16 protein-coding genes are annotated in these 17,405 nt (G+C 38.2%); all 16 read left to right on the plus strand.

Annotated elements, in window-relative coordinates:
- Positions 1 to 48 precede the first annotated feature (48 nt).
- The 16 genes from NNC77_RS05815 to NNC77_RS05890 all read left to right on the plus strand — a co-directional run bounded on the left by NNC77_RS05815 (position 49) and on the right by NNC77_RS05890 (position 17,132).
- Entirely contained in the window at positions 49 to 522 is a 474-nt protein-coding gene (locus tag NNC77_RS05815; protein ID WP_254969979.1) for a hypothetical protein, read from the plus strand.
- A 15-nt stretch (positions 523 to 537) separates the two neighbouring features.
- Positions 538 to 1,965, plus strand: a complete 1,428-nt coding sequence (locus NNC77_RS05820; RefSeq protein ID WP_254969978.1) for a hypothetical protein — start codon at positions 538 to 540, stop codon at positions 1,963 to 1,965.
- Between the two features lie 62 nt (positions 1,966 to 2,027).
- The gene (locus NNC77_RS05825; protein WP_254969977.1) at positions 2,028 to 3,068 is read left to right on the plus strand and encodes a metallophosphoesterase family protein; all 1,041 of its coding nucleotides are present in this window, start codon (positions 2,028 to 2,030) and stop codon (positions 3,066 to 3,068) included.
- 2 nt (positions 3,069 to 3,070) lie between these two features.
- Positions 3,071 to 5,407 (plus strand): AAA family ATPase, encoded by a 2,337-nt coding sequence (locus tag NNC77_RS05830; protein WP_254969976.1) that lies wholly within the window; start codon positions 3,071 to 3,073, stop codon positions 5,405 to 5,407.
- The gene (locus NNC77_RS05835) at positions 5,400 to 5,891 is read left to right on the plus strand and encodes a crossover junction endodeoxyribonuclease RuvC (protein WP_254969975.1); all 492 of its coding nucleotides are present in this window, start codon (positions 5,400 to 5,402) and stop codon (positions 5,889 to 5,891) included. Before NNC77_RS05830 ends, NNC77_RS05835 begins: the two co-directional genes overlap by 8 nt.
- A gap of 249 nt (positions 5,892 to 6,140) precedes the next feature.
- Positions 6,141 to 6,773 carry an RNA polymerase sigma factor gene (locus NNC77_RS05840; RefSeq protein WP_254969974.1) on the plus strand — a complete coding sequence of 211 codons (633 nt, stop codon included), beginning with the start codon at positions 6,141 to 6,143 and terminating at the stop codon, positions 6,771 to 6,773.
- Positions 6,748 to 7,356, plus strand: coding sequence for a hypothetical protein (locus NNC77_RS05845; protein ID WP_254969973.1), 609 nt, complete (start codon positions 6,748 to 6,750; stop codon positions 7,354 to 7,356). Before NNC77_RS05840 ends, NNC77_RS05845 begins: the two co-directional genes overlap by 26 nt.
- Positions 7,357 to 7,561: 205 nt before the next feature.
- On the plus strand, positions 7,562 to 8,701 hold the full coding sequence (locus NNC77_RS05850; RefSeq protein WP_254969971.1) for a DnaB-like helicase C-terminal domain-containing protein: 1,140 nt from the start codon (positions 7,562 to 7,564) through the stop codon (positions 8,699 to 8,701).
- 1 nt (position 8,702) lies between these two features.
- A complete protein-coding gene (locus NNC77_RS05855) occupies positions 8,703 to 9,743 on the plus strand; it encodes a toprim domain-containing protein (protein WP_254969970.1) in 1,041 nt (346 codons plus the stop codon).
- Complete coding sequence (locus NNC77_RS05860; RefSeq protein WP_254969969.1) at positions 9,740 to 11,452, plus strand: PHP domain-containing protein; 1,713 nt, start codon at positions 9,740 to 9,742, stop codon at positions 11,450 to 11,452. Before NNC77_RS05855 ends, NNC77_RS05860 begins: the two co-directional genes overlap by 4 nt.
- Positions 11,453 to 11,480: 28 nt before the next feature.
- Positions 11,481 to 12,776 carry an ATP-dependent DNA helicase gene (locus NNC77_RS05865; RefSeq protein WP_254969968.1) on the plus strand — a complete coding sequence of 432 codons (1,296 nt, stop codon included), beginning with the start codon at positions 11,481 to 11,483 and terminating at the stop codon, positions 12,774 to 12,776.
- Between the two features lie 7 nt (positions 12,777 to 12,783).
- Positions 12,784 to 14,979, plus strand: a complete 2,196-nt coding sequence (locus tag NNC77_RS05870; RefSeq protein ID WP_254969967.1) for a DNA polymerase III subunit alpha — start codon at positions 12,784 to 12,786, stop codon at positions 14,977 to 14,979.
- The gene (locus NNC77_RS05875; protein WP_254969965.1) at positions 14,979 to 15,518 is read left to right on the plus strand and encodes a guanylate kinase; all 540 of its coding nucleotides are present in this window, start codon (positions 14,979 to 14,981) and stop codon (positions 15,516 to 15,518) included. Before NNC77_RS05870 ends, NNC77_RS05875 begins: the two co-directional genes overlap by 1 nt.
- The gene (locus NNC77_RS05880) at positions 15,499 to 16,269 is read left to right on the plus strand and encodes a 3'-5' exonuclease (RefSeq protein ID WP_254969964.1); all 771 of its coding nucleotides are present in this window, start codon (positions 15,499 to 15,501) and stop codon (positions 16,267 to 16,269) included. The genes NNC77_RS05875 and NNC77_RS05880 overlap by 20 nt, the downstream gene beginning before the upstream one ends.
- A 4-nt stretch (positions 16,270 to 16,273) precedes the next feature.
- Complete coding sequence (locus tag NNC77_RS05885; protein WP_254969963.1) at positions 16,274 to 16,546, plus strand: hypothetical protein; 273 nt, start codon at positions 16,274 to 16,276, stop codon at positions 16,544 to 16,546.
- A 94-nt stretch (positions 16,547 to 16,640) separates the two neighbouring features.
- Positions 16,641 to 17,132: a hypothetical protein gene (locus NNC77_RS05890; protein WP_254969962.1), complete on the plus strand. Its 492-nt coding sequence runs from the start codon at positions 16,641 to 16,643 to the stop codon at positions 17,130 to 17,132.
- Positions 17,133 to 17,405: the final 273 nt, after the last annotated feature.

A 17,405-nucleotide genomic window follows, 5' to 3' on the forward strand; every position in this document is an offset into this window, starting at 1 on the left:
TTAAATTGATAATGTGTATCTTTGCAACCGAATTTAAAAATAAACGCTATGCTACATAGCAAGGCACGCCTCATTGTGCAAGACGCAGAGGCAACACAAACAGACCTTCAAATGGCTATTAGAAATTTGAAAGATGGTGATTATATTGTCTTGATAATGGACGATACCAAGAACAGGTCTCTGAACAATTTGAAGTATTTATTTGGAATAGTTCTTAAGCAAATCTCTGATGAGCTTCCAGGGCACCCACAAGTAAATGCACTATACAGATATTTTGAAGAGGTGTACGCACCAATTCATGTCTGTCATCTTCCGAACGGAGAAAAGTTTGAATACTTTGATCTGAAAAATGAAAAAGCAAGTGAGATGAACAAAGTTATAGAGAGTATTGTTCATCATGCCAAAACTGAATGGGGAATTGACATCAAGCCTAAGAGTGACATTAACGCTCCAGAAGCGAAGGAACTTTGGGCAGGTGCTTACACCGATCAGTGGAATAATCTTCCTCTTACACATAATTAAACTTCATTTTTTAAAATGGAAGAAAACAAAAAATTTAATCCGCTTCTGATGATGCAGGAGCAGCAGGAGACTTATGAGGAGGCTCTTCAGAAGAGTGCTGATGAGAGCACAAGTTTCCAGAAGACTAACCATTTCCGTATTGACAAGGACGGAACGTATTCAATCCGTATTTTGCCTCTTATCCCTATTAAGCAAGCTGATGGAAGCTACAAGATGGAGCGCAAGGGATATGAATACCCAATTAAGACGAAAGTTCTTCGTCTTGTTAAGCCAGGAGCAAAGAAGGGTGATAAGGATTTCTTCGTAAACGTATGTCACTCAAGTTATGCTGGTATTTCTGTTGACCTTATTGATGAGTACCTTAAGGTAGCTGAAAAGATGTATGGTGATGATGAGAAGCTTATGGACAAGATTAAGGCATCTGGTTTTGAAGGTGGCTTGAAGTGGGATTCTCAACGTTTGATGTACATCTACAACCTTAAGAAGAAGGAGGATGGAATTCAGTTGTTCTCTATGTCTTACCCACAATACAAGGAGTTGGAAGACGCAAAGCTCGAAATCTGGAAGCGAGTTACCGAGAATGGCGAAAAGGTTGGTTGTCCTATTTCTTCTCCAGCAGATGCCTTCCCAGTACAGATCAAGCGCAAGACCGAGAACAGAAAGACCAAATACACTATCAGTGTTGACATCCTTTCTGGTAAGCAGCCTTTGACAAATGAGGAGTGCCAGGCTTTGTTTGATACGCAGACAATTCCAGATGCAGCATATCGCTACAACAAATTCCATCTTGAAGCTACCATTGAGTACTTGAAGCAGTACGATGAGAAGAACGAGATGGATGTGATGTCAAGCAAGGAGATTAAGGACGTTATTGACAAGATCAAGATGGAGCTTCCAGCTGATGACAAATCATCATTCTCTTTCGACAAGAAGAACAAGGATGGCGATTCTGACGATGATGGTGACAATGGCTCTGACGAGATTGGCTACGACATCGACTCCATGTGGGCTTACTACGAGAAGTATAAGTCTGAAGGAAAGACTGACAAGTCAACCGAGGGTATCGCTCTTCGTGACCGTATTCGTGAGTATATTGACGATAACGCAGACATAACCGTTAAGGTTGTTCGTGGAAAGTCAAATGAGGTTCTGCTCAATGACATTGAGGATTGCCTGGAGCGTTTAAAGGATGCTGGTGATAATGATCCAGATGACTATCAAGATGAGGATCCTGTTGATGAGCCAGAGAATGAGCCAACAGACGATCCTACAGATGACGAACAGGAGCCAGAGTCAGAACCAGAAAATTCTGACGATGATGAGGAGTCTGGTGACAGTGGCCGTCATAGTCGTGGTGAGCACAATTTTGACAACAATGAGCCAGCCGTACCTCGTACACGTGAGCGCAGAGCAGCACGTCCAGAGCGTAGAAGAACAAGATAATTATTGTTAATATAAAAAGTGGCTTTAATATAAAAATGAGCCACTTTTTTAAATATAGTAACATGAAACAAGCCGAATTTTTATTGATTAATGACATTCACGTTTCTAGAGATAGTCTTCAAGACTTTCAGAAGAATTGGGATGAAGCATTGGATATATGCAAGAAACGTGGTATTGTTGATATTATTATTGGTGGAGATTTATGGCAGTCTCGTTCTTCTCAAACACTTGATGTTCTGTTAGCTGTAAGAGACGCTATTATCAAGGCTGGTAATGCCGACATTACATTGACAATAGCTGAAGGTAATCACGATTTGATAGATCAAGAAGCACTATATGGCTACAGTCACATCTTCAGTGAATACAAGAACGTGTTTGTTGTAGATGATTATATGCCAATTGATTTTGGAGAAAATGGAACGCTATATGTAATGAGTTACTTCCCAGAAGACGGTTCGTTTACTGAGCGTTTAGAAGACATGGTTCAAAATGACTTTAATCCTTCTAACAATAATATATTGTACATACATGAAGGCATTAATGGTGCCCTTGCAACTCCAAGTAAGAAAGAACTTCCAACAAAGATATTTAAAGACTTTGACAAAGTTCTTGTAGGCCATTATCACAATAGAACTAAAATCAAGAATACAAATATTGAGTATATTGGTTCTTCAAGACAAGCAAACTTTGGAGAAGATGAGATGAAGGGTTATACAATCTTGTTTGATGACGGTACCACTGAATTCATCCAGAATCAAGTTAATACTCGCTATAAGGTTATTGATGTACCTGCAAACGGTATTGATGATGACTTGTTGGCAGAACTTAACCAAATTAAAGAGGAAGGCAAGTATAAGGTTAAGCTACGAGTTAGCTGTGACAGTACTGTAAAGTCGACAATTGACAAGAAAAAGCTCATTGCCGCTGGTGCCACAAAAGTTGAGATTGATACAATTGAAACTGACACCCAGAAAGTTTCCAGCCATGCTCTTGACAAGAAGTATGACAAGCATGAAATTGTCAATGAATGGAAAGAGTTCTGTATTAGCAAGGGAAACACAAATGTTGAACTTGGATTGAAATATCTCGAAAAAATTAGCTAGGTATGTGGAAGTTAGAAAAAGTAAAGGCAAGAAATATCTGTGCTTTTGAGGAGCTTGATTATACAATTGGGCAAGGACATACAACACTGATCTTTGGCAACAATATGGATAATGACTCTCAGCCTTCAAACGGTTCTGGTAAGTCTGCTCTTATTGAAGCAATCTCTATCGGTCTGACTGGAGATGTATTGCGTGATATTAAGTCAGCAGAAGAGATTATCAATGATGCTGCTGATGAAGCAGAGATTATTATTACGCTTCTTGATGAAGAAAGAATCTTTACCATTGAGCGTCACCTGTTCAGAAAGTCTGCCCAGACAATAAAGCTTACAATGAATGAACTTGGTGAAGAGATTGAATTACCATGTTCTTCTGTTGCTGAATACAACAAAGAAGTACTTCGCCAAATAGGTCTGACAAAGGATGAGATTTTTTCAAACATAATCTTGTCAAAGCACAAATACAAGTCGTTTCTGTCCAGCTCTGATAAGGATAAGAAGGAAATTATCAACAGATTTAGCAATGGTATCGTTGTAGATGAGGCAATTGAAGCCTTGCATGCAGACATAGAACCTGTTGCAAAAGAACTGACCGAAGCTCAAATGTTGGTTTCAGAGAAGACAGGGCAGGTAAATGTGTTGTCTGAACAGATAAATGAGTTTAAGCAAACATCTCTTTCGAACAAGCAGACAAAAGAAGAGAAGATTGAAAGCAACAAGAAACTCATTGCTGAACAGAGAGCGTTGATTAGACAGAAAGAGTCTGAAATTGGAGAATTGAACTCTCAGTATGACAGACTGGATGATGTTGATGATGAGTGTCAAAGACTGGATAAGGACCAGGATTTAGACATGTCTCAATGTTATAAGTCTATCGTCAGTAAGTTTGCAGAATACAACAAGAAATGTTCTGAAGACTATCAGCTGCATTTGGGAAACGACTACCTAAAGAAGGCAGATGATTACAAAAAAGAGTTGAAAGATACCGCCAAATTCAGTCGTGAAATTGAGAAATCTTTGAAGGCAGAAGAGTCATCTCTTAAAAAAGAGCAAGCTAATTACGCTAAACTCAAAACAAAGTACGACAAGTTCATGGAAACTTATGGTACAAAATCTGAAAAGATTCAAGCTAAAATCAATGATATTGATGCAAACATCAAATCTGTTGAAGATAGCATAAAGAGTTTAAGATCCCAGAAGCAAAACCTTGAAAAAGATGTAGCTACATTGAATGCGCAGCTTGCTGGAGTGATAGTTTGTCCTAAGTGTAAGCATGAGTTCACACTTTCTGACGATGTTGATATTGATGGCATAAGAAAAAAACTACAGGACCGACAAGGTGAGATTAAGGATATTGACAATACAATTTCCGACAACTACAAAACACTTGACACCTGTGATTCTGACAAGTCATCTCAGCGTACATTGAGCGATAAGCTTACGTCTGAAAAGTCGCAAATGTTTGCCAGTCTCTCAGATTCTAAAAACAATATCAATAAATTGAGCACATCAATTTCAAACCTTAATGTTGATTTGACTAAATTGAACGCTAAGGTTGACAATATTGAGAAGAGCATTGACAACCTTATTGTTGATATGTTGGATGAAGCATTTGATTTGATTGACAGTAAAAGAGGCAAGCTTGATGATATTATTTTTAATTTAGACAAAGAAGTCAAAAATGCAGAAGGAACCATCAAGTCTCTTAAGGATGCAAACAATGACTTGCTGAATGTGTCGGAAACAGATGTCTTGAAATCTATGGAAGCCAAAAAGGAGAAATGCCAGAAAGAATATGAAGACGCTGTGAAGCATAAAGATGAGATTGAGTCTAAACTGAATCAGTTAAAGCAACAGGACGCTTACTTCGTTGAGTTTAAGACCCATCTTGCAAATTCAAAGATTGATGCTTTAGGACATATAACAAATGAGTTCCTGGAGGCTATTGGAAGTGATATACGCATTCAATTCTCTGGATTTACAGTGTTGAAGAGCGGAAAGGTACGTGATAAGATCTCAATATCTCTTTTGCGTGATGGAGTTGATTGCGGATCATTTGGAAAATTCTCAGAAGGAGAGAAGACTAGAGTAAGTCTTGCAAGCATATTGGCTATGCACAAGCTGACCAACTTGAACTGTGACCCAGGAAAGGGTCTTGACCTTCTTATTCTTGATGAGATTCTTGATGCGTGTGATGAAGGTGGTCTTGATAATACCTTCGAGGCCCTTAATCAATTAGAAATCACAAGTCTCGTTGTAAGTCACGGCAATATTGCTGAAGGCTACCCATACAGAACTGTGGTTAACAAACAAAATGGTGTTTCATATATAAATGACTAAAGAACAAGATGAAAAGAACCAAGAAGCAATAACACGTGATAATATCCTCAGCCTTGATATTGCAACTCACTGTGGTTACTACAGTACGCACGAGGCTGGAACATGGAATTTTACTCAGAAGACTGGAAGGAACGCTATAGAGCAACATCTTTCGTTCTACAACACTCTTAAAGAGTTTATCCAAAAGAATGACATAAAATTGATTGTCGCAGAAGACGTAAATGTTAAAGGCAAGTTCGTTGGTATGCGCAAATTATCTGAATTTAGAGGCATATTGTTCCTAATATGCGCCCAGCTTGGACTCCCAGAGCCAAAGTTTGTAAATGTTAGCACCGTAAAGAAATGGGCTACTGGTGATGGAAAAGCTGACAAGGAGAAGATGATTACTTATTGCATTAAACGCTGGAATATCACACCATGTGATGATAATATGGCAGATGCAACACACATCTTCAAGTATTATGTAAGAAAATATAAACTTTAATTGTAGTAATAGACTTATGAGTCAAGCAAGAAGAATGAGGCGTGTTCAACAAAGACAGAACGCAAGTCACGTTAGTAATTTAGGAGTTATTCTTGGGGATTTTTATGAATTCCTGTCACAAACTCCTCAACCTTCCGATGATAAAGTTAGAGAGTTTTTTATCTCTTGTGATAATAAATGGAAGCAGTATTGTAAGATCCACAAATTGATGAACGTTGATCATTTGTTTAAATTAAACGTTCGAGAAGCGTGGAAAAGACACACAGTTCCATCAACCCAGGGAGAGGAATCTCTGATGAAGTAGCAAAGAAACGTAGAGCATTATTTGCTCAGTATGTTGAACCATATAAAAATATGATATACAAATTGTGCATTGATTACACATATCATTCATGTGATGTGGAAGAAAACTATAATGCAGTCCTTGCCAATATGTACCGTTATATAGAGACTTACGACACCTCCATGTCAATCCATACGTGGTTGCATATCGTGACAAAAAGACACGTATATAAGATTGAAGAAAAGAGACAGAAGAGAGAAAACATGAAGGATAGAGACAATGACATAGAGTCATATCCTACCGCATGCCTCTCAGACGTAGAACATGAAGGTGGTTGTAATGGTATAACTGTTGACAACTACAGAGAGTATTTTGGAGACGAAATACTTGATGCACTTGACAGTTTAAAACCGCAGCTTAAAAGAGCATTAATCTACCAGTTTGTAGGTTATGACCTTAAAGAGATTGCGGAATTTGAATACCAGAACGGAGCCTTAGAATCTCGCAATATTAATACAGTTAAAAGTCGTTTATTCTTGGCACGAAAGGAACTTCAGAAACTATTGACAAGAGATGGTAAGCGAAGAACGACTAATTAAGCAGATCAAGTCAATATACACTGAAATAGAGAAACGTTTGGTTGACCCCTCCTTCAAATTCCCGAATGGAGGGGCTACCAACAAAAAACTATCAAAGTGGATAAAGGACTTCTCTAATTTGTGTGGAGGTGACATTAACTATTCACGCATTGTTGATTACTGTATCTTCCAGATTCATAAGAACAGAAATGCGCAGTTTCAACAAAAATTGGCTCCTAATGTATTCGGAAAAACCGCTCTGGACAAATACAAGCAAATGTCATCCAGAGAGAAAACCTTCATGGAAAACCAATGGTTATCTGAAGCACAGCTTACAAGAGCCTATCTGAATTCTTTAATATCTGAACAAAAACAGGAGCATCCTCAAGCAAAGTACATTTATATGGAAGCAGAGGAGAGCACCAAAAAAAGATGTTTGAATACGCAAGTTGGATATACAATCTGTCAAATTTCGACTCTGATGTGGTCTCCATTTTCAGAAACATGCAATATGTGTACAAACGCACAGGACTGTATGAAGGAGACAGAACGCAAATATCCAGAATTGTACAGAATAAGAATTGAAAAATATGGCAAAGGATAAAGGTAACGTTTTAACGGAAGACTTCTTATTTGAGCTATACTACGGTTGTTTTCAATATGATTACGTTTGCGGTTTAGTTTGCACGTACATGGAGAATTCTTACCTTCCAGGACGAGATTTCCAGTCACTCCAGACTTACTTGCGAAAGTATTATAAAGAACACAAGTCGGCCCCTACACTTAACATCATAAGCCAAATCGTGTCTATGAACAGAGAGGTAACTGCTCTGCTTAATGATATAAAAGATTGTGCTGAAGGTGTTGAAGCAGATGTCATTCTAGAACAGTTTGAGGAATATCTCAGAAATGTAAAGTTCCAGAAGACATTCAAAGAGATAGGCGAGCTTTATGCCAAGCAAGAAAGTGAAAAAGCATTCAAACTCATGTCAAGTTTTGCAGATTGGCAGAATGAATTTTCCTTACGTCAGAATGAATTCATAGATGTAGGTGAGACATTTGAGTCAAGATTCAAACGAAACAGAGAGAAGCACAACCAGGAATCAAAATTAAAGCCTATAACAAGGTTCTATATTGATGGTCTGGATGAAATGAATGCTGGAAGAGATTTGCGAACTCAGTTGACATGCTTTCTGGCACCTACAGGAGTTGGTAAGAGCCATGCTGCAAGATGGGTTGGTAAATGCTCTGCCCAAATGGATGGCTTGAATGTGCTTCACTTCCAGCTTGAAGGATCTAAGGATGAAGTAACTGACGCTTATTCTGCTTCCCTTGTAGAATGTAGCTCTTTCAGATACAATACTGGCACCATTAAGGATAGAGATTTTGCCGTAATGATAGATTTGGTTAAGGCCATGTCTGGAACTCTGAAGGTAAGAGCATATCCTAAGTTTGCCAACCAGGTTTCAACTCTTGATATTAAGAATGGTATTCAAGAATACAAGAAACTGTTTGGATATAACCCAGATGTTGTTATCATAGACTCTATGGACCTGTTGACTGATTCCAGTGGGCGTAAATGGAGTGAAAGTGGAGAGCGACATAGACGTATCGCAGTGGCAAATGACCTCAAAGACTTGGCTGGAGAAGAGAATGTCTGGATGGTTGTAACCTACCAGGCAACTATCGAAAACAAGGATTTCTTGAACGATGAAAGCAAGGTGTTGACAGAGTATAACTGTGCAGAAGCAAAGGGTCTTGCACGTCCTATGACACATTTGATTACTCTTAACCAGAGTGACAATGAAATGAAAGAGGACACGATGAGATTGTATGTTGCTAAGTCCAGATTCTTTAAGAAGGGCGATCCTATTAAGATTGCTACTGATTATGAGAATGAAAAATTCTATGATAAAGAAAGGACAATGAACTTAAGATTGGTAAGCTAATATGGAATTGAGTAAAGAAGAAAAAGAGCATATAATAAGCGAGCTGACAATTGAATTGCACGCAAAACTGGATGGTAGCGGTAAAAACCTAGTTGTTCCTGTATGTCCTTATTGTGGGCATACAGGCGGCAAATACGGTATTTATGTTGGCAAGCCTACAGACAGGAAACAAACGTTTATGGCGCATTGCTTTTCTTGCGGCCATTCAACCAGAACGCTTAATGAGCTGCTGAAAGATATTGGTCGAGAAGATCTTGTCGTAACAGACACGTTTAATCTGGACCAGTCAAATATCCAAAATCGCTTTTCTTTCTTTGATGAAGAAGACGATAAAGAAATAGATGACTCGCTTTCAGTTGTCAATATGCCAGAAGGATATAAAAGGACACGTAGAAACAGATACCTTAAACAACGTGGGTTTACTGAAGATGATTACGATTATTTCCCAGTAGGAACCACAAGAGGTATGAATTTCAAGTTTGATGATTATGTCATCTTTCCTATCATAGATTGTGGAGATGTTGTCGGCTATGTGTCACGTCATACATGGGATAAAAAAGAGATAGATGAATACAACAGAAAGGCAAGACATAATGGAGAATATCAGATTATGCGATACCGCAATAGTACTGAAAATGACTTCGTTAAATTGCTGTATAACTATGATGCTGTTATAGAAGACGAAACAGATACGGTAATAATTGTAGAGGGCGTGTTTGACGCAATTGCACTTACCAGAAAGTTAAATCTTTACGACAATAGTCAAATAGCTGTTGTGGCAACGTTTGGAAAGAAAATTTCCGATGTCCAGATATATAAGTTGCAATCAAAAGGTGTAAAAACCGTGGTTGTAGGATATGATGGAGATGCTGTAGAATCTATCAAAAAGACATCACTTCAATTGAACGATTACTTCGATGTCTATATAGCAGATATTGAGAATCCTTCAGATGACTTTGACAGTATGGATTTCTGGGATATATTTGACACTTTTTCTTTTAGGCTCAAAACACCTATAGAATATAAATTGAATAAAATATGAGCAATGAATTGTTGGAATGGCTGGATGCCAATAAGATACAGTATGAAATTCTTGACGATGAAGTTGTAAACGTTGAAGGGCTTGGGAAAATGTATTATGAAGATACAAACTTGATAAGCTCAATCTTCAGAACTGATTTGCAGAACAACGTTAAGTTCAATGCAACAGAAAACATCGAAACATTACACGATGAAGAGATCTTCTATATCGTGTTTAAGTTTGGCGATAATTGGTATTATTACGACACAAGGAAGGAATTTAAGTTCAATGTCTTGAAGTATATTGGTACCAGAAAGAAATGCGAGCATGACCAGCCATTTGTTAACTTGGGAGTACATACTCCTTATGAGCTTTTGAATGGCTCATTTTCAATAGGCGATTGGGTCAAGAAAACAAAATATCTGGGGCAAAAGGCGATTGGTATATGTGATTATAACACTATGGCTGGTGCCTTAGTCTTGCAGAAAGAATGTTTGTCTGCTGGAATATCACCAGTTTTTGGTTACTCTCTTACATTTACAGATGGAGTTGATAAGGTCGGTGCAAAGATATATTGCCAGACACAGAATGGGTTGCAGAACCTTCTTAGAATACAGAAAGCCATTAATGTGGATTCTACCGATAAGATTATAGATCTTGTAGAACTGTTGAATAGGGGAGAAGGAAACATTATCGTGTTTGACAAGTACTCTTCAGTATGGCTTCATGGTATAGGAGATAAAATCAATAAGTTCCTGGACTCTTTTGATGACTGCTATTATCAATTGGATTTGTCTGAATTTAAGGCAGAAAGAATTGACATTCGTGTCCTGGAGTCAACAAAGTATTACTTTGACAACTTATATGACAATGGTACTGTTCCTCCAGTTCTTATCTCTGATTGCTATTACCTTGACAAGGATGATGCAAAAAACAAGATTATTCTCAATAAGATAGCAGAAGGAGCAGCACATGAACAGTCTGATGACCAGTATTTCAAGGATCTGGATGAACATTGGGTAACATTTGAACCTTTATTTGACAAGGACGAGTGGGAAGATATTGAAGACATCTTTAATTATGCTTGTGAGAATACAGTTGTCATAGCTGATGGAGCAAAAGCTCTGTTTGAAACAGATAGAAACTTCATGCCGCAGTATGATATGACCGACAAGGAGAAAGAGCGTTGGGGAGACCGACATTCAATGTTCCTTGGACTGCTGAAAGAAGGTTTTGATAAACTGGTCCCAGAAGAAAAGAAAGAGGTCTATAAAAAGCGATTAGAACATGAAATCTATGTACTGGAAGCAACAAACAATGTAGATTACATGCTTGTTCAATACGATACAGTAAACTGGGCAAGAGAAAATGGAATCCTTGTTGGATGCGGCCGTGGTTCTGCTGGTGGATGCCTCGTACTTTACTTGCTTGGCATTACGTTGATAGACCCAATTAAATATGATTTGATCTTTGAACGCTTTTTGCTTCCAGAACGAGCTGGTTTGTACCCATCTGATGTTACTGTAGTTGGAGACAGCATTGAATCAAAAGACTATATTGAAGTAGAGTTGAATAATGGCCAGACTTACAAGATTGATAAAGATGCCCAGCTTGTTGTAAAACGAGATGGAGAAGACAACCCAATCGTATTATATGCAGATGAACTCCAGGAAGGAGATGATATACAATTTGATAATCGTGATGTACTGTTTACACTTCACGAAATCTAATAAAAACAATGAATCATAATTAAAAGATATGGTTTTGACAGATGAAATGAAGAAGGTCATGGACTTGATTGAGAACACAAATGACAACATGTTCGTGACAGGAAAAGCTGGAACAGGTAAGACAACTTTTCTTAAGTATTTGATTAAGCACACAACTAAAAAGTGTGTAATTGCGGCACCTACAGGTATTGCTGCTATTAATGCTGGTGGTGTAACCCTACATAGCATGTTTGGTTTGCCATTCAAGCCTATTACGCCTACAGAGCGTTTGGAATACCGTTTTACAGAAAAGAAATCAGAAATGCTGCTTCAGCTTGAAGTTCTGATTATTGATGAGGTAAGTATGGTCCGTCCAGATGTTCTTGATACAGTTGACAGAAAGTTGAGATGGGTTCGTGAAAGTAAAGAGCCATTTGGTGGCGTACAGGTAATTATGTTTGGTGATTTATACCAGCTTCCACCTGTAGCAAAGAAGGAAGACAAAGAACTTCTGGATGAGTTTTACGATAACTACTATTTCTTTAATGCTGTAGTCTGGAAGAGAACATTCTTCCATGTTATCGAACTTTCAAAGGTGTTCCGTCAGACTGATGTTGAATTTGTTGGCATCTTGAACCATATTCGTAATTATATGGTTACATCTGAAGAGCTTGATGTTCTTAGCGAATTGAAAGACCGTAAGAAAGCAAAGGATTTCAATACGGATTATATTCATATCTGTACACATAAGCGTGATGTAGAGAAGATTAATACAGAAATGCTTGGTGAGCCGACACATACATTTGACTACACGATGGATGGCAAGTTCCCAGAATCTTCTATCCCTTGCCCATTGCATCTTCAGCTTCGTGTTGGAGCACGAGTTATGACAATCGTAAACAACCCTGCTGACGGATATTACAATGGAACCATTGGTAATATTGTTGAGATTGGGAATGATGAGATTACGGTTCAGTTAGACAACTCTAAGCGTAAGGTCAAGGTTAAGAAGAACAAATGGGTTAATAACGAGTTTGTTCTTGAAGATGGCGAAATTGTTGCAAAGGAAATTGGATCATGTACTCAATATCCACTTACTCTTGCCTGGGCAATAACCATACACAAGAGTCAAGGACTTACATTCGACAAGGCTGTTCTTCATCTGTCAAAGACGTTTTGTCCAGGTCAATTGTATGTCGCATTGAGCCGTTGCAGAACTTTGGATGGTATTGTTCTTGATGGATATATCACAAAGCGTATGGTCATTACTGATTATGCTCTTACTGATTTTGAAAGAACCTATCTTGAAAATGGCGGTCTTTATGGTACAAAAATAGAATCATAATAATAAGATGAAGATTTTAAGTATCAAACATCATACATCAACAGAAGCAGTTCAAGCGATTGACTGCTTCGTTGATAATGGATATTTACAAGGTCCTGGAGGGTCGCTACCAGATGTGGATGTCGACTTCCAATCAGACAGAAGGCAAGAGGTAAAAGAGTATATAGAGCGAAGATATAACCATGACGGTAAACAACGTGTATTTTCTGCTGGAACTCTCACAACTCTGAAGCTTAAGGCTGTTTTGAAAGATGTTGCACGTGTTCATCGAGTTCCTGTTAATATTGTAAACTATATAACTGCAATATTTGAGGACGATAACATGTCTTGGACGGACCTGTTTGTTCTTGCAGCTACAAATAAGCGTGTAAAATCATTCATACAGGAATATCCACAAGTTATTGAAGATATAAGAACATTAATGGGTCAGCCTCGTTCGTCATCTATTCACGCATCCGCATTGCTGGTGACTCCAGACGATAAGGACGGAAAAGATATGGAGTGTTTTGACTTCACGCCTATCAAAAAGGTGGATGATATGCTTATTTCTGAGTTTGACGGATATGTTCTTGACGAGCAGGGATTGCTGAAGAATGACTGTTTGGGAATTAAAGAGCTATCAAAACTTCAAGCTGTAATCAAAACATGCAACAGTGAGTATGGCACCAACTTAACATTTCAAGGTATCGTACAAGGTGGCCTGGATGACCAGAAAGTGTATTCGTTGCTTCAACAAGGCTATACACAGAATGTATTCCAGTTTTCATCTAAAGGAATGACTAAGTTTTTGGTGAGCATGAAGCCATCTAAGATTGATGATCTGATTGCCGCAAATGCACTGTTCCGTCCTGCTACACTTGATTCTGGTTCTACAGATATATATGTTGACTGTAAACTTGGAGATAGTCAGCCAAAATATCTTTGGGGAACGTACAATGCCATGAAAGATACCTATGGTGTGTTATGCTACCAGGAACAGTTGGCGCAGATAGCACGAGAGGTAGGTGGCCTTTCTCTTGGTGAAGGTGTGAAACTTGTCAAGTTCATATCCAAAAAGAAACAAGAGAAGATTGACGCATACAAGGGTAAATTCATGGAAGGTGCCAATAAAAATGGATGTCCAAAAGAACAAGCAACCGAAATATGGCACATGTTTGAGGTTGCTGGTGGATATTTGTTCAACAAGAGTCACGCAACGGCATACGCTGTAACGGCATACGCTGGAGCATATCTGAAGGCCAATTATCCTACGGCATTTTATACTGTTGCTCTTCAGTGGGCAAAGGATGACCAGATTCCAACACTTATGAGTGAGATGGAATTGTGTAGTAACGCAAAAATTGTGGCACCAGACATCAATGTTTCTGGAGACACGTTCTTCACGAACTATGAGACAAATGAAATATTCTGGTCGCTCACACGTATTAAGAATCTTGGCGCAAAGGCAACTGAATGGATTGTTAACGAGCGTAAAACTCGTGGAGACTTTACATCTATAGATAACTTTATTGATCGAGTATTCAGATATAAGTTGAAGAAGTATCAATACTGGGATGATCCAGACAATCCAGATGAAGCTACAAAGTGTCCTGTGAATGCAAGACATATTAGACATCTTATCTTGGCTGGATGTTTCGATAAGGTTGAACATGCGCAATCTGTTGTAGAACGTTTTGCCATCCTTCAAAAAGCAGCAGAGCATTTGGGTTTTGAAATCCAGGAAAAGGATATTCCTACAGACCTTCGTGGAAAGCATTACTTCTGGAGCCAGCAACAAATTGCTATCAGTGGTATTGGTGCTATAGATTACAAACGTATCTATGACAATTCAGAAGCAAAGCCAAAAATCAAGGGCCGTGCAGCTTGGGCAATGCTCAAAAACGTGAAGGAAGATGATTATGATGGCAAACGTGTCGCAATATGTGCAAGCATAGTTGAAATAGAAGAGAAGAAATTCTTGGATAAAAAGACTGGTGCCAACAAGACATTTTGTAAGGTATTACTTCAACAAAATAATGACCTTGTAGAAATGGTAATCTGGAACGATGAATGGGCCAATCTCAGATCTAAATTCTGTAATGGCGGTTCTCCTAGCAGCGCAAAGAACAAAATGATTATATGTTCCGCACAGGTTAAATACAGTGACTTTGCTGGCGGTAACAATCTACAGATATATAAGTCATCGGTAGTGGAAATAATGTAATGAGTGCAAATATTATTGCAATTGTTGGAGATTCTGGAAGTGGTAAGACATACGCCTCTCTATATCTCCAGGAACATTTTGGATGGAACGCTATTGTTTCATACACAACACGTCCTAAAAGAAAGTATGAGAAAAATGGACGTGAGCATTGGTTTGTTTCTGACAAGGATATGCCAAGCAAGTCTAATATGTGCGCATACACTCAGTTTGGAGGGTTTCATTATTGGACAGAATGGAATCAGTTCCAGGCATTGTTCAATAGCGTATATGTAATAGACGAAAAAGGACTTATTGACCTTTGCTCAAAGGAACAAACGCCAATACGATTTAATTTGATTACTGTCAAAATCAAGAGGCCTAACAAGGAAGGTATTGAGAAGGACAGAATGGAGCGTGACAAGGAACGCACAAATCTTGCAGATGAGTTTTACGATTATGTCGTAGAAAATAACGGATCACTTGAACAGTATTGTGAGAAGTTAAATCTATTAGCAACTGATATAACAAACAAATATTCAAATGGCAGCAGAAACAGATAAACCAGTTATCGTAGCATTTACACTTGACTTTGAGACTGGTGGCTTGGACCCAACAAAATGCGCTTGTACACAGATAGCTATACATGCAGTTAGAATTGATACATTTGAGGTAATAGACAAATATGTTGCATATATTTCTCCATACCGCAAACAATCTGACAAGAGTGGAAATAAGCGTAAGGTTTTGAAGAAGAAGTTCGAGGATGAAGAGGATTTCATGGAATACCAAGAAAAAGCTCTTACATATTCAGCTATCACAATGGATATGCTAAATGACCATGGCGTTGATATTAAGCAAGTTGCAGCAGATGTAATTGCATTTATCAAAAAGAATACACTATCTAAGGGTAAGAACTTCAAACCATTCTTGATAGGTCAAAACGTATTGTTTGATGTTGGCTTCTTCCAGCAATTAATGGAGTACGGTGGCCAGGTAAAGGAATGGGAAAAGGTAATTAGAGGTGTCAGAAGCTTTTATGGTAACTGGCAACCATACTATGTTGATACAATTATTTTGGGTCAGCTTGCACTTTCACACATGGATGGTATGAATAGCTATAAGCTTGAAATTATGTGTGAAAAACTTGGAATTGAACTTGATGACGCTCACGATGCAGATGCAGATGTTTCTGCCACCACAAACGTAGCCTTTGTTTGCGCACAGCGTATGAGACAGGCGTATTCTGGAGGTAATGATGGCGGCATGGTGATGACAAAGAAAGAAAAGTCAAGAACTCATTTTAAGATTTAATTATATGGCAGAAGATAACAAGACTAACACGCCTCTGGAGAATGAACCAGAGGTTGTGTTTAATTCGCAGTCTGATAGACGATTTTTTTCGGTCAAATCTGAAGATGGAAATGAAACCATGATGGAAATATCTGGTTATGACCTTGACGTAAGATTTAATCGAAATGTGATTAAGACAGTACAAGATGTAGAAAGCCTTTTGGATGGCATTAAAGATCTATTCAGAAAAATAATCATGGAAGACCTTATTGGTGACGATAATTCTAATCATCAATAAAACTCACAATATCTTATTTTTCCTATTCTTCATAGAAGAAACGAAAAGCCCAGTTGAGCAATATCGGCTGGGCTTTAAATATATAAATTAGATTATGGAATTGAAAATACCTAACACATTGTCACAAAATGAGAAAGACTTCTGCGAACTCTTTGTTTGCGGATGTGATCCATATTTGGGAGATGCGAGAACGTGTTACAAAGATGTCTTTAAAGACAATAGCAATACGGCTTTGGGTAAAGCTAAAAAATTGATGGCTCGCAGCGATGTTGCTGAATATATAGCAGAATTGCGCAAAATCTCTAATTATGAAACAGCTGAGATGAAATCGTTGCTTACAGAAAAGCTTCTGAAAATCGTGAACGAGACATCGACTGCCATATACACTGACAGAAGAGGAACCGTATTGTCTCCAGCACCATTGCGTTCAGTTGCTGTTCAAGCATCAAAGGCACTTATGGAGTTATATCCAGTTAAAGTGGCCCAGGAAAGCAAGTTAGAAATTAATGGAAATGGAGAACAGGGTGGAATCGTATTCAACGTCATCGTTCCAGAACAAGCGAAAAAGACGGAAGGTCAAGGCTAAACAATCTATATCATGGAATAGAAACAAGGCCTGGACCTATTATTTTATCGCCTTGACAATTATACTTATATATGCAATGTATAACGTAGAAACAGCAAAAGAAATGATAGATATGCTGATAAAGTCAATGAGCCTTGTTCTTGATAATATGTAACTAAAGTTTCGCAAGTGAATAAATATCAACTTGCTTGTTTATAAATATGCATATTACGTAGCGTATGGGCAACAGGATTACTTTCGATGAAATCTGCCAGCAACTCTGTAGCATCTATA

It is taken from the genome of Segatella copri, assembly GCF_024330485.1.
Lineage (GTDB): Bacteria > Bacteroidota > Bacteroidia > Bacteroidales > Bacteroidaceae > Prevotella > Prevotella copri_L.

Coding starts and splice junctions, on each gene's coding strand:
- NNC77_RS05865 (WP_254969968.1), top strand. CDS start 11,481: ATGGTTTTGACAGATGAAATGAAGAAGGTCATGGACTTGATTGAGAAC.
- NNC77_RS05860 (WP_254969969.1), top strand. CDS start 9,740: ATGAGCAATGAATTGTTGGAATGGCTGGATGCCAATAAGATACAGTAT.
- NNC77_RS05855 (WP_254969970.1), top strand. CDS start 8,703: ATGGAATTGAGTAAAGAAGAAAAAGAGCATATAATAAGCGAGCTGACA.
- NNC77_RS05885 (WP_254969963.1), top strand. CDS start 16,274: ATGGCAGAAGATAACAAGACTAACACGCCTCTGGAGAATGAACCAGAG.
- NNC77_RS05820 (WP_254969978.1), top strand. CDS start 538: ATGGAAGAAAACAAAAAATTTAATCCGCTTCTGATGATGCAGGAGCAG.
- NNC77_RS05825 (WP_254969977.1), top strand. CDS start 2,028: ATGAAACAAGCCGAATTTTTATTGATTAATGACATTCACGTTTCTAGA.
- NNC77_RS05870 (WP_254969967.1), top strand. CDS start 12,784: ATGAAGATTTTAAGTATCAAACATCATACATCAACAGAAGCAGTTCAA.
- NNC77_RS05845 (WP_254969973.1), top strand. CDS start 6,748: ATGGTAAGCGAAGAACGACTAATTAAGCAGATCAAGTCAATATACACT.
- NNC77_RS05815 (WP_254969979.1), top strand. CDS start 49: ATGCTACATAGCAAGGCACGCCTCATTGTGCAAGACGCAGAGGCAACA.
- NNC77_RS05875 (WP_254969965.1), top strand. CDS start 14,979: ATGAGTGCAAATATTATTGCAATTGTTGGAGATTCTGGAAGTGGTAAG.
- NNC77_RS05835 (WP_254969975.1), top strand. CDS start 5,400: ATGACTAAAGAACAAGATGAAAAGAACCAAGAAGCAATAACACGTGAT.
- NNC77_RS05880 (WP_254969964.1), top strand. CDS start 15,499: ATGGCAGCAGAAACAGATAAACCAGTTATCGTAGCATTTACACTTGAC.
- NNC77_RS05830 (WP_254969976.1), top strand. CDS start 3,071: ATGTGGAAGTTAGAAAAAGTAAAGGCAAGAAATATCTGTGCTTTTGAG.
- NNC77_RS05890 (WP_254969962.1), top strand. CDS start 16,641: ATGGAATTGAAAATACCTAACACATTGTCACAAAATGAGAAAGACTTC.
- NNC77_RS05850 (WP_254969971.1), top strand. CDS start 7,562: ATGAACAGAGAGGTAACTGCTCTGCTTAATGATATAAAAGATTGTGCT.